Consider the following 12,143-nt stretch of genomic DNA (forward strand, 5'->3'; position numbering starts at 1 on the left):
CATTCGGGCTCAACGGGCTTTAACTTTTTTCCGTCTGTTGATTGAATAGACGATTTTACTTTTTGGTTCCGGGTTCTGTCATCGACCACGGGTCCAGCAGCTCGTTCAGTTTCTTTGCCGGAAGCACCTCTTTCTCAAGAGCTACCTCCCTCACCGTCCTGCCTGTCTCATAGGCCTCTTTTGCTATCTTGGCCGCGTTGTCGTATCCGATTACGGGGGCGAGACTGGTGCACATCGCGAGGCTCTTTTCGATCATCTCCTCACAGCGCTTTTTGTCCGCCTTGATGCCTTTGATGCACTTCTCGGCGAATACCTGTGACGACCTTCCGAGCAGGTCGATAGATTGAAGCAGGTTATGGCCTTTAACGGGCATCATGACGTTGAGCTCGAAATTCCCCAGCTGCCCTCCTATGGTTATCGTGAGGTCGTTTCCTATGACCTGCGCTGCGACCTGGCACACGGCTTCGGGAATGACCGGATTTACCTTTCCGGGCATGATAGATGATCCGGGCTGAACCGCCGGTACAATGATTTCTCCGATTCCGCAGCGAGGCCCGCTACCGAGCCACCTTATGTCGTTAGCTATTTTCATCAGGCTCACGGCGAGCGTCTTGAGTGAGCCGCTCGCTTCCACTATTGCGTCTTTAGAGCCCTGAGCCTCGAAATGGTTTTCGGCTTCTCTCAGCTTCGCACCGGCCATTTTGCCGAGCCTTCTTACTACGAGCCTGGCAAACCTGGGGTGCGTATTGATACCCGTCCCGACGGCCGTGCCCCCGATAGCGAGCTCTGAGAGCTCTTCTCTTGCGTGCTGTACCCTGCCGATGCCGTGCTTGATCATGCTCGCGTATCCGCCGAATTCCTGGCCGAGTCTGACCGGGGTCGCGTCCTGCAGGTGTGTGCGGCCTATCTTTACTATCTTGTCGAATTGACGGGCTTTCGCTGAAAGCGCTTTCTCCAGGGTTTTGAGTCCGGGCAGGAGGGTGGAATCAATAGCCAGTATTGCCGAGACGTGGAGCGCCGTCGGGTACACGTCGTTACTCGATTGTCCCATGTTCACATGGTCGTTCGGATGTACGCCCGACTTGTCCCCTCTCTCGGCTCTGAGAATCTCGTTGGCCCGATTGGCGATTACTTCGTTCGTATTCATGTTGGTGGAGGTTCCGGACCCCGTCTGGAATACGTCCAGCACGAAGTGTTCGTCGAGCTTCCCGTCGATCACCTCCTGAGCGGCTTTTACTATTGCGTTTCCCGTTTTCTTTGTTAGAAGTCCGAGCTCCATATTTGTTTCAGCCGCGGCCCGTTTTATCATTCCCAGAGCCTTGATCAGCTGATTGTGCTTGCGTATTCCGCTTATGGGAAAATTCTCTACAGCACGCGCGGTCTGGGCCCCGTAATATGCCTGAGCCGGGACTTGCATCTCTCCCATAGAATCGGATTCAATCCTGAAATTTTTACTGGCCATGACAGCACTCCTCCTTGGAATTTCATTTTGGGAGTTTAAATTATGCCACAATGTGGGATTTTTTCTATTACTGCTTATGTGAGCTGTCTACCTCCGCCCCGTCCGGCTTCGCAAATACCGAAGGGTCGGGATTTTCTTTTTTGAAGGTCACGTTCTCAAATAAAATCGAACCCCGCGGCTCACTCCCCGGCATTCCGTCTTTCCAGTCATAAAGCACGATTTTCTCCGGGACCATAAGCCCGTCCTTTTCCTGCCACTTCTCGTAAACCGCCGCGTGCCGCTCAAGCGCATCAACCGGTTTTCCGCCCGTGAGAGCGGGGTAGGTGACTATGTAGTGGACGAGCTTCAGCGTGCCCGTGTCCTTGTCTATATAGGCTACGTAATTGTCATCCGGGGTATCTCCGACACCCTTATCATAAGTAACCTTAACAACTTTATATTCCTTTCCCTCAAGCTCTTCCGTGCCGAGAGATTCCAGGTTCACGCCGGGGTCGGCGAAGAGAAAAGGAAGTCCGAAGAAGTAAAAAGGGGTCGAGGAATAAAACCTTGCGGGAAGCGGAAGGGCGTCCGTGCCGGGTGTGATCCACGCGTCAGCCCCGTCGAAGCCGACTTTATACCCATCGCCCGTTATGAGCACTTTACGGGAGTCGAGGTCGATGAGCTGATGGTCGGTCAGACCTCCGTCCTGGCCGAACCGCCACTTCATATCGTATTCGAGTGTGCCGTAGCTGTTGAATGTATCGAGGCCGCCGTGCGCCTGTAACGATTCCTCCATCTGCGCGAATGATATGAAAGAAACGCTCAAAGTGAATATTAAAGCTGAAATTATGTATTTACCGATACCGGTATTCATGTTGCTCCTCCTGTCTTAGTAACACAATTTTATGATGCGCCGTTTTGAATACTGCAAACACGACAAGGATACACGATATGCCCGGATTCCTCGGCATCCGCCCCGCTGGCATTCACTTTCATGAAACCCTGCTCCGGTAAACTTTCCCATTCGGATCTCTCAAACCTGACGGCTCGGAAAACAAAAGACTGCATATTATAACTAGTCAATATCTAAAGAGGGTTTTAATCCGAAATTAATGTGTTACTAAAGGTATTCCATGTGACGGCAAAATGCTGTAGAATAAGATAAAAAAGTGGAGGATGAACGGAATGAACTATTTCCCCGGCGCAACTTTTACGTTTTTTACATTATTGATGGCGGCTATAATAGCAGGATCACCTTCGGCGCAGGAACAAAACGCTGATTCGATTCCGTATGAGACGGCTCAGGCCGAGACTATAGAGGAGGCGCTTGAGGTTGAGATAGTTGATATCGAACCGGAGGCCCAGCGCCTGTACTGCGCGCAGTTGTGGTCGAGACTCTACGAAAGGCAAAAAGCCGAAATTATCGTTACTACGAGGGGCGAGTACGATGAGGTCGCGATATTCAGCTGTCCGGACTGCAGCCTCGAAGAGCATTTTGTGAAGCCTTTCCTGGAGTCCGAATACCGGGGTAAAACGGGGCTTATGCGGTTGTCGGAGTGCGGTTTTCACAAGGCTATATTTAAAGGAGCCAGAGGGCTTCAGGAAATAGTCGTCGAAGTGCCTCGGGTCTTTCCCGATCCGAACAGAATCGTATGTATCAACGACTGGAGCAGGCGATATGAAAAGGACTACCCCGTTGTGCAGATTTCTTCGAGGGGGGAGTTTAACGAGACTATCGTATTTAGCTGCCTTTACTGCGCCTCCCGGAAGTCGTTTGTCGCTCCGTTTCTGCTCACGGTACATGAGGGCAAAACCGCGATGGAGCGTATGAAGCAATGCGGATTCAAAGAGGTCGTTTTCACCAACCCCTCGGGCACCAGGGAAGTGGTAAGGGAAGTGCGCTAGCTTCCGAAACCGGTTATTGACAAATACCGAATTAATAATATTTTTCTTTTTGCGCATCTCGGCGTAAATACTTGAGACGGGGGTCTTGCAAGTGGTCGGCGTTGGAACTTTTCCCTTCGGGTGGGTAAGAAGTATGGAGGGGGACAACTGGCAGATAATCTGGGATCCTAAAACGGAAGCGGTTTTTGCAAAGGGGGCTTCATCCGGGAAGGTGATTCAGGTAGGGAAGTCCTCCACGTGGGAGGACGCAAAAGTTCTGGCGGATAATATAATCGAGCATCCCGAAAGCCTTTTGTCAAAACTCTCAGAGGGGTCTGGATGAAAATTCCCCATTATTCCCTCTGTTATATTTAATAGGTTTCACTGTTTTATGTTTCGAAACTCTGCTAAAATAGACTTCTCAATGCTTTTAACCGGTAAAATCTTCGTTAAAAAATTCGCCCGTAATTTTCTCAGCCCTTATGACTCCGCAAAAACCGGGGTTATAAAATGAGATTCATGGAACAGGAGCTGGTCTCCATACCCTTTAACCGGAGCAAGATAGACGGGCTCTACTATCACAGTACAATCAAGGATGAAAGACTCGCCGAAAAGGACGCGGTGGTAATACATATACACGGTTTTCTGGGGAATTTTCTCGACGGAAGCCAGCGTTTTCTCCCTCCTGTGCTAGCGGAGGGCGGATACTCCTCACTCGCCATAAACACACGCATGGCGAACTTCGGACTTTTCTTCGGGTACGGCCTGCTTGACGACACGATCCCGCAAATCGACAGGGCTGTCGAATATCTGGTCGAAATGGGATACAAAAAAATAATTCTGTCCGGATACAGTCTCGGCACATGCATTGTTCTAAGGTACGCGTATCTCAGAAGCGACGCCGAGAAGTACCCGCACCTCAAGGGAGTTATAACTCTTGCGGCGCCCTATTCCATGCCGGACTCGATCCGCCGCAGGTGGAACCGGTGGGGCAGCGAGCCCGCGTATGACGAGGTCTACCAGGAGTCAAAGGAGATACTTAAACCCGATCCATACAATTCGAAGAATGACCGCACTATTCTGATATACAAGGCGCGCGGTGACACCTATCAGCCCTGGCATACGGAAATCTACACTTACAAGACCTGGTGGTTTCTGGCGGGGCCCGAGGCCGAGACTGCCAAGGCTTACCTGAAAATGGGGAGGATCAAAATACCGATACTTCTCATTCAGGGCTGGTACGACGATGTTGTTCAGCCTGAGGAAACACAAGATCTGGCTCAGATTGCGATACAGGCCGGCAACCAGGACGTATCAGCGTTCTACGTGAACGCCGGACATACGTTTGAGGGAAAGGATGAAGAACTGGGAGATATAATTGTAAGGTGGCTTGACAGAAGATTCAAAGAATAGACCGGGAACTCCGACATGGTTTCACGACAGAGAAGATTAATGAGCTTTCAGGCCGAGGACGGGTTTCTTATCAATGCGGTGCTGGTTTCGGGGGAATTTGAAAGGGCAGAGGAGCTTTACGAAGCGCCCATAGTGCTTCTGGTGCACGGGGTTCTGGGGCACTTCCTGGCAAGGGGCACACCCAGACTACTTCCAAACGCTCTCGCAGAGCACGGGTTCAACTCACTTTCCATTAACACGCGTATGGCGTTTACGGGGCAGATATTCGGCGGGGGTATTTTCGATGAGGCCGTGATGGACATAGAGGCCGCCGTAAAGGTTCTGGTCAAGGAAGGTTTCAGGAATATTATTATCCTCGGATGGAGTCTCGGGGCCAATATAAGTGTTTATTACGCCGTGAAGGAGCCGGACCCTAATGTGAGGGGGCTCATTTTGGAAGGCTGCTCCTCCTCACTCCCGGAATCCAATAAAAACAGGTTCGACAAGTGGAACAGCATACCGTCCTATGACCATATTTATGAGATCGCAAAGAAGGTTCTGAGGCCGGACCCCGTTACTACCAGGAATGACAGAGTATTTATCGTGTACCGAGCGTGGGGGCCTACTTTTGATCCCTCCGACGTGGAACTGTTCACATACAGGACATGGTGGTTTATGAGAAGTCCCGAAGCGTATAACGCCAAGACCAAAGAGATCATATCCGGAGTGAAGGTGCCGGTGCTGTTTATTCACGGGAAAGAGGATTACATAGTCGGCGAGGAAGAACCCCGCGAGCTTGTCCGTATATTAAATGAGTCCGGCAACGAGGAGGTCGAACTTAATTTCGTCCCGGGCGCGCGGCATGACTGCATGGAGAACCCCGCGTTCACGGTCGATGTTCTTGCCGGATGGCTTTCCAGATTCGAGAAGGCGTATCAGTAAAAAACATTTCGTGGATAGAAATAAAGTGGAGCATACGTGCCATATCCTGATAGCTGGCGCGGGCATAACAGGCCTTACGACGGCCCGCGAGCTTCTGAAAAGAGGCCTGGGCGATATTATCATAATTGAAAAAGAGTCTTCACCGGGGGCACATGCGAGCGGCAGGAACAGCGGTGTTCTCCACGCCGGTATCTACTATTCTCCGGGCACTAACAAGGCCAGGTTCTGTGTCGAGGGGAACAGGCTGATGAAGGAGTTTTGCAGGGAGAGGGGGCTTACCTTGATGGAGAGCGGGAAGGTGATCGTGCCCGACAGCGAGGAGAAACTCGCGGCGCTCGACGAGCTTAAAAGAAGGGCGGATTCGAGCGGTGCCAGATCCCGCATGATAGACCGGAATGAGCTTTTGGAAATCGAGCCTCACGCCGCCCCTTCGGAGAGGGCGCTCTATTCCCCCGATACGGCAGTGATTGATCCGAAGGAGATTCTGCGCGCGCTCGCCGATGAGCTTGAGGAATCCGGAAATGTAAAGATTCTCTACGGGACTTCATTCCTCGGGCTCAAGGGGTCGGCCACCGCAGTGAGCTCGGGCGGAAATATAAAATTCGAGAAATTTATTAACGCAGCCGGCGCATTTGCGGACAGGGTGGCACGGGAGTTCGGCGTCGGGAGCGGTTACAGGATACAGCCTTTCAAGGGAACGTACAGAAAGCTCGCCCGGGGGAGCTCCCATCTCGTAAGGGGGAATATCTATCCCGTTCCCGACCTGAGAAACCCCTTTCTCGGCGTTCATTTTACAAGAGGCGCCAGCGGCGAAGTCTATATAGGGCCAACCGCGATTCCGGCTCTCGGGCGGGAGGAATACGGCTTTCTGGACGATCTTTCACTGGAGACCTTTTCAATATTGTGGAGGGACGGGATTCTACTGTTCACGAACGACGGGTTCAGGGCGGCGGCTATCTCCGAATTAAAAAAGTATTCGGCGCGGCTCTTCCTGAAAGAAGCGCGGGGGCTTGTTCCGGGGCTTCGTATGAGCGATATCGAGGACACTCCCAAGGCGGGTATACGCCCTCAGCTCGTGGACTGGAATTCAAAAAAGCTTGTAATGGATTTCGTTGTAGTCAGGGATGGGGACTCACTACATATATTAAACGCGATTTCCCCCGCCTTTACATGCTCAATGGCTTTTGCCGGGCATACGGTCGATTTGCTGCTTGAATGACTTCATCACAAGAACTTAATATAAATCAGTAAGAAATATTTGCCTTTACCGAGTTAATTCCCTCCCATAGGAGAACCCGTCTCAGGTTCGGGCTTCTCAGGATTTTAACCACAGCGTTTTTGTGCCAGTCAAACTTTCCGTTCCTGGATATGTAATGGAGAAGGTTGTCCTTTTTGGCGGCGTCAAACAGAGCTTCTATCGAATTGTCTTTCAGCCTTGAATAGAAACCGTGGAAACGCTTGCCGAACGCAATCTCCCGTCCCAGGCTTTTTTTCCATAATTTTTCATAGGCGGACAACGTCCCGGCGCTGAAATCGCCCGTGGCAAAAGCCTCGCTGATCGTATCGGACGCCATTTCCGCGCTTATAAGACCGTAGTAAATTCCGCCCCCTGTGGTGGTTTTCACGAGACCCGAGGCCTCCCCTACGGCGACTACCCTGTCGGAGTAACTCCTTGATATGGTGCCGAACGCGATACCCCTTCTTTTGACCTTTCCTGTCTCGGAGCAAATATTTCTGTAGGGACCTATGCGGGAGAGGATATGATTAAGTCCGTTAATCGGATCTTCTTCAGTCATTACTCCGACCCTGGTTCTTCCGTCCGAGAGCGGTATAGCCCATCCGAAAAATCCCGCGGAGATCTCGTTCCCCCAGTATATCCTGAGACGACCGACCTCTTCGGCTCGGACCTCTACCTGTATGCCCTTAATGATTTTTTCAGGTCTTCCCATTCCAAGCGCGCTCTGGAGGTGGAAGCTCACACCTGTCGCTATTACCGCCGTCCGGGCCCTTATCCTGCTTACGCCCGAGGCGGTTCTCAACTCCGCCGATACGCAGTCACCGTTTACGTCGAGCGACGATACCTTCGTATTTAGCCTTATCGCGACCCCTTTACGAGCGGCGGCTTTGGCGAGCTCTGAGTCGAATTTATGCCTGTCAACTACTACAACCGTCTCTTCGGGATGACAGTAGGGAATAAACGTTCCGAAGGGTGAATAAAGGTCTGCTTTCCCGAGGCTCGCCAGGATTGCGCTCTCCGGAAGGTCGTACCTGGAAAAGGCCTCTTTACTTATAACGCCGGAGCATACTACGTCTTTTCCTATCTCGGTATTTTTGTCGATCAATACAGTCCTGAGGCCTTTCTCCGCGAGAAGCATTGAGGTCTGGATGCCGCTCGGGCCTCCTCCTATTACTATTACATCGTATGTTTCGGGAGATAAAGAATGCTGCATGTACAAGTTATCCTCCGGGCTTTAAGACAATATACATAATAAAAATGAGGAAATGAAAGTTATTTTACAGACTGCGGTTTTAATACTGACGGCTCTGTTTCACTTTTAGAACTTGATTACGGATAATTGCCGTCCGGCTTCTTAGTTGATCGAAGTTGTCGCAATGACACCCCCATCCTAACCTTCCCCCTACGTATGGGGAAGGAAGAAAGGATGGGATTGCCGCGGTCGCATAATACGCTCCCTCGCAATGACAGTTCGGGGCGGGGAGTGAGTGGCAATGTCGTCTCTCTTACGTCATCGCGAGGCCGCGCAAGCGGCCGTGGCGATCTCTTCTTTTGTCTCGAAATTGCCGCGCTTCATGCCGGTTCGTTCATTGTGGAAATTGACTTTCTTTTTTGTTCATAACTTGCCAAGGTTCTCAAAAGCCATTTAAACTTACAGGTCATAAAAATCACACAGAGGAATGAAATGCCCGAGCTTAGAATAATTCGCACTTACGTGGATAGAACCGACTCGCATACGATAGAATCCTATATTTCCAACGAAGGCTACACTGCGCTTCCGAAAGCGCTTAAGATGGAGCCCGGAGAAATAATAGAGCAGATAAAGAAGTCAGGTCTCCGGGGAAGAGGCGGGGCAGGGTTCCCTACGGGCGTGAAGTGGGGATTCATTCAGAGGGACTCGAAGAAGCCTATATATCTCTGCTGTAACGCGGACGAAAGCGAGCCCGGCAGCTTCAAGGACAGGGAAATACTGGAACAGGACCCACATCAGATGCTGGAAGGGATAATTATCGCATGCTACACGATCAATTCCCACAAGGCCTACATATATATAAGAGGTGAAATGCCAAACGGCGCGCGGATCATAGAAAACGCGATCAAAGAAGCTTACGACAGGGGTTATCTGGGTAATAATATTCTGAATTCGGGGTTCGATCTGGACGTGGTGCTGTTCAGGGGCGCGGGCGCTTATATATGCGGCGAGGAGACGGGCCTTCTGGAGTCTATAGAGGGAAAGAACGGCGAACCGAGACCGAAGCCCCCGTTCCCCGCGCAGATCGGCCTTTTCGGATGCCCCACCATTGTGAACAACGTCGAGACGCTCGCCTGCGTTCCCCACATTATAAACAGGGGCGCCGAGTGGTTCTCCGAGATAGGCACTCCCAAGAATACCGGGACCAAGATCTACGGTCTCTGCGGCGCTATCAACAAGCCGGGCCTTTACGAGCTTCCCCTCGGGATCCCGCTTCGTGAGCTGCTCGACGAGTACGGCGAAGGTGTTCCCGGCGGCGGAAAGGTGAAGGCAATATCCCCCGGAGGCTCATCGGCTTCCGTTCTTTCGGCGGACGAGCTCGACCTGCCGATGGATTTCGACACACTGGCGGGCGTGGGCTCGATGCTCGGAACAGCCGGGGTCACGGTCATGGATGAAGAGACCTGCATGGTGAGGGTCGCTCACAATCTCGCCCATTTCTACAGGGACGAGTCCTGCGGGCAGTGCGTGCAGTGCAGGGAGGGCACGTGGTGGCTCACGAAGATGCTCGCCATGATAGAGGAGGGGAGGGGGAAGATGGAGTATATCGACACTCTGCTCGACGCGTGCTCACAGATGAGGGGGACGACTATTTGCGCCCTGGCCGACGGGTGCGCCATGCCTGTCGAGTCAATTGTGAGAAAGTTCCGCCACGAGTTCGAGGAGCACGTGAGACTCGGGAAATGCCCATTCGAGAGGAAGCACATGGGGGACTGGATTTAGGCTCGTCGCAGTTTGCGACATTGCGACAGGTGCGCGGGTTCAATATGTGAGATTGGTGTAGGTGTTTTACTGCTTTGTGAAGAGAAGGATAAAACAATAATTCTTCTTCTTTTCCTTGATGAAAAGAAGCAAAAATCACCGACTTAACAGAAATAGCTAAAAATAAATTACTACATCTAAAATATTTTAATTCCCCCCCCGCAAGCCTAAAATATTTTTACGATTGCGTAATTTATTTTTTTAACGCAATTTCAGTAATGTCGGGATAGGAAAAAGCCTGGATTCGGAAAATTGTGGGTTAATACAGGTGATAACGTGAAGCACTTGCTCAGTTGCATTCAGCCAATGGCCTCCGATTGTTCTTATTCATCACAATCGTTACTTGTTCGCAATCGCAGTTCGGAATGACGGGGCCGGGTAGGCGGAGGGGTTGAGGAATGGGATGCGTCCTTCGATTGGACTCAGCACGAATGGCACATAACATGTGTTCGTACTCGGAAGTAATGGAAGAGGATGATCGATCAGGCCGGGGAGGCAGGAAGAAATCGTATATGAGCACACGTTGTGTGCTGAACTCAATAGAAACACACTGCGTGTGTCAGGGTGGTTAGGGAATACTCTCGCTACTTATTAAGAGAAGTGAAGTATTCGTGGTGAAGGAAAATTTACCGGACGTTTTCTTTCTTGTCCGATGTGGAGCTGGGTGTTTCAAGATTATGGTCGTCGATCTTTTTGGATTCGTCTTTGGGAGGGGTGACGTCGATTTCGTCGTCTTTCAGTGATTTCCTGAAACCCTTGATCCCCTTGCCGAGCGATGAGCCGAGATCTCCGAGCCTGCTCGGGCCGAAAATCAAAAGCAGTATCACCAGAATTATAATAAGTTCCCAAATTCCAAGTCCGCCTATCATATTGTTACCTCTCCGTAAAAAATTACCGTTATTCTTTGCGAAAGTCAATCTAGTTGCAACTTCCGTATCCCCGGCCGGGTTATAAAATTTTAGGCGGAATTTTATATTCCGGAGCTTTTTCCTTGACACCTATATTCATGGATTCCATACTGATTGATAGGAGGTAAGATGCTATGGACAACAATAACCAGATAAAGGAAAACATCGACGATGTCAAAGACGACGTTACAAGGATTCGCTCGGACTTTTCCAATATTACCGAAAAGCTAATCGATATAAGCCGGAGCGCCTATTCTACAAAAAACAGGGAGCTTCAGGCCGAGGCGCGTAAATTGTACGACGAGCTTGCCGAGACGCTTGAGACGGGCAGGCTCCTGGGAAAGGGCGGTGTGGAGGAGGTCGAGCGCAAAATCGTGGAGAGGCCTTTCCTGAGCGTGCTTCTGGCGTTCCTGATGGGGATGCTTATTGGCAAATTGCACGAAAAGAGATAGGAAGCCTGATCCGACATAAGAACGGATCAGGCATGAGTGAAAGATGGAAATAGCAGAGCTGCTGGATTTCAGCCCGATTCAGCTCAGAATACTCATATACGTAGTCGTGTCGATGCTTCTAGGCGCTGTTGTGGGTCTCGACCGGGAGCTTGCGGATAAGCCCGCGGGACTCAGGACGCATATGCTCGTGGCGGGCTCGGCGACTTTACTCGTCTCGCTCGGCCAGATTATCGTGAGGGAATACGATATAAATTCCGAGATACTCAGGTCTGACCCCATTCGTATAATAGAGGCGATAATTACCGGGGTGAGCTTTCTGGGAGCGGGGACTATCATAAGGAGAGGCGTTGGCAAAGTACAGGGGCTGACGACCGCGGCTACTTTATTGTTCGTCGCCTCGGTGGGAATATGCGTCGCATTGTCAAAGCTGCTTCTGGCCGTAGGCGTTACGGTGATCGCGCTCCTTACTCTTCGTGGAGTTGTTTTCGTGGAGAGAAGACTCGGATTCGGCCCTAAAAGCTCTGATGATTAACTTTTTTAATAAGCGGCTTAGTATATAAGCGCTTTATGTATGGTGAGCCCGGCAGGGTTTGTGGGGCGGGTTATTAAACAGCGATAAAAGCAGGGATTGTTTCCGTTCATGACCTGTGTTAGTTTAGAAGAAGGTTATGTGCTCAAAAAAATATCTGCGAGGTGAAAAATGTTAGGATGGGCAGTGACTTTTTTAATAATAGCGATAATTGCGGGTATTCTCGGATTCGGAGGCATAGCCGGTACCGCTACCGGGATAGCCAAGATCCTGTTCTTTGTATTCCTCATCGTGTTTATCATATCCCTTATCTTCGGGCGGAGGCCGAGGGCCTGAGCAATTTGA

The 12,143-nt window shown here is 50.9% G+C and carries 13 protein-coding genes; 9 read left to right on the forward strand and 4 right to left on the reverse strand.

Going from position 1 to position 12,143, the window contains the following annotated elements:
• Positions 1-55: 55 nt before the first annotated feature.
• Together RIG61_10410 and RIG61_10415 are read right to left on the reverse strand one after the other, a co-directional pair.
• Entirely contained in the window at positions 56-1,462 is a 1,407-nt protein-coding gene (locus tag RIG61_10410) for a class II fumarate hydratase (GenBank protein ID MEQ9619572.1), read from the reverse strand.
• A 67-nt stretch (positions 1,463-1,529) separates the two neighbouring features.
• Complete coding sequence (locus RIG61_10415) at positions 1,530-2,315, reverse strand: DUF6503 family protein (protein MEQ9619573.1); 786 nt, start codon at positions 2,313-2,315, stop codon at positions 1,530-1,532.
• Positions 2,316-2,626: 311 nt separating this feature from the next.
• Here RIG61_10415 and RIG61_10420 point away from each other — a divergent pair, with 311 nt between their 5' ends.
• The 5 genes from RIG61_10420 to lhgO all read left to right on the forward strand — a co-directional run bounded on the left by RIG61_10420 (position 2,627) and on the right by lhgO (position 6,878).
• Positions 2,627-3,346 carry a hypothetical protein gene (locus RIG61_10420; protein ID MEQ9619574.1) on the forward strand — a complete coding sequence of 240 codons (720 nt, stop codon included), beginning with the start codon at positions 2,627-2,629 and terminating at the stop codon, positions 3,344-3,346.
• A 91-nt stretch (positions 3,347-3,437) separates the two neighbouring features.
• Positions 3,438-3,668, forward strand: coding sequence for a hypothetical protein (locus tag RIG61_10425; protein MEQ9619575.1), 231 nt, complete (start codon positions 3,438-3,440; stop codon positions 3,666-3,668).
• 167 nt (positions 3,669-3,835) lie between these two features.
• On the forward strand, positions 3,836-4,738 hold the full coding sequence (locus RIG61_10430) for an alpha/beta hydrolase (GenBank protein ID MEQ9619576.1): 903 nt from the start codon (positions 3,836-3,838) through the stop codon (positions 4,736-4,738).
• A gap of 39 nt (positions 4,739-4,777) precedes the next feature.
• Positions 4,778-5,659, forward strand: coding sequence for an alpha/beta hydrolase (locus tag RIG61_10435; GenBank protein MEQ9619577.1), 882 nt, complete (start codon positions 4,778-4,780; stop codon positions 5,657-5,659).
• A gap of 10 nt (positions 5,660-5,669) precedes the next feature.
• The gene (gene lhgO, locus RIG61_10440; protein ID MEQ9619578.1) at positions 5,670-6,878 is read left to right on the forward strand and encodes an L-2-hydroxyglutarate oxidase; all 1,209 of its coding nucleotides are present in this window, start codon (positions 5,670-5,672) and stop codon (positions 6,876-6,878) included.
• A 25-nt stretch (positions 6,879-6,903) separates the two neighbouring features.
• Here the strand turns inward: lhgO and RIG61_10445 are convergent, their stop codons facing one another.
• A complete protein-coding gene (locus RIG61_10445; GenBank protein MEQ9619579.1) occupies positions 6,904-8,109 on the reverse strand; it encodes an NAD(P)/FAD-dependent oxidoreductase in 1,206 nt (401 codons plus the stop codon).
• 471 nt (positions 8,110-8,580) lie between these two features.
• Here RIG61_10445 and nuoF point away from each other — a divergent pair, with 471 nt between their 5' ends.
• Positions 8,581-9,870 carry an NADH-quinone oxidoreductase subunit NuoF gene (nuoF, locus tag RIG61_10450; GenBank protein MEQ9619580.1) on the forward strand — a complete coding sequence of 430 codons (1,290 nt, stop codon included), beginning with the start codon at positions 8,581-8,583 and terminating at the stop codon, positions 9,868-9,870.
• A gap of 665 nt (positions 9,871-10,535) precedes the next feature.
• Here nuoF and tatA read toward each other — a convergent pair.
• Positions 10,536-10,778 carry a twin-arginine translocase TatA/TatE family subunit gene (tatA, locus tag RIG61_10455; GenBank protein ID MEQ9619581.1) on the reverse strand — a complete coding sequence of 81 codons (243 nt, stop codon included), beginning with the start codon at positions 10,776-10,778 and terminating at the stop codon, positions 10,536-10,538.
• 173 nt (positions 10,779-10,951) lie between these two features.
• On the opposite strand from tatA, the gene RIG61_10460 reads away from it, so the two are divergent.
• From RIG61_10460 to RIG61_10470, 3 genes are all read left to right on the forward strand, one after another.
• Positions 10,952-11,269 (forward strand): hypothetical protein, encoded by a 318-nt coding sequence (locus RIG61_10460; protein MEQ9619582.1) that lies wholly within the window; start codon positions 10,952-10,954, stop codon positions 11,267-11,269.
• 43 nt (positions 11,270-11,312) lie between these two features.
• Positions 11,313-11,801 (forward strand): MgtC/SapB family protein, encoded by a 489-nt coding sequence (locus RIG61_10465; protein ID MEQ9619583.1) that lies wholly within the window; start codon positions 11,313-11,315, stop codon positions 11,799-11,801.
• Between the two features lie 168 nt (positions 11,802-11,969).
• Positions 11,970-12,134 (forward strand): DUF1328 domain-containing protein, encoded by a 165-nt coding sequence (locus RIG61_10470; GenBank protein ID MEQ9619584.1) that lies wholly within the window; start codon positions 11,970-11,972, stop codon positions 12,132-12,134.
• Positions 12,135-12,143: the final 9 nt, after the last annotated feature.

The organism is Deltaproteobacteria bacterium, from assembly GCA_040223695.1.
Lineage (GTDB): Bacteria > Desulfobacterota_D > UBA1144 > Nemesobacterales > UBA2774 > JAVKFU01.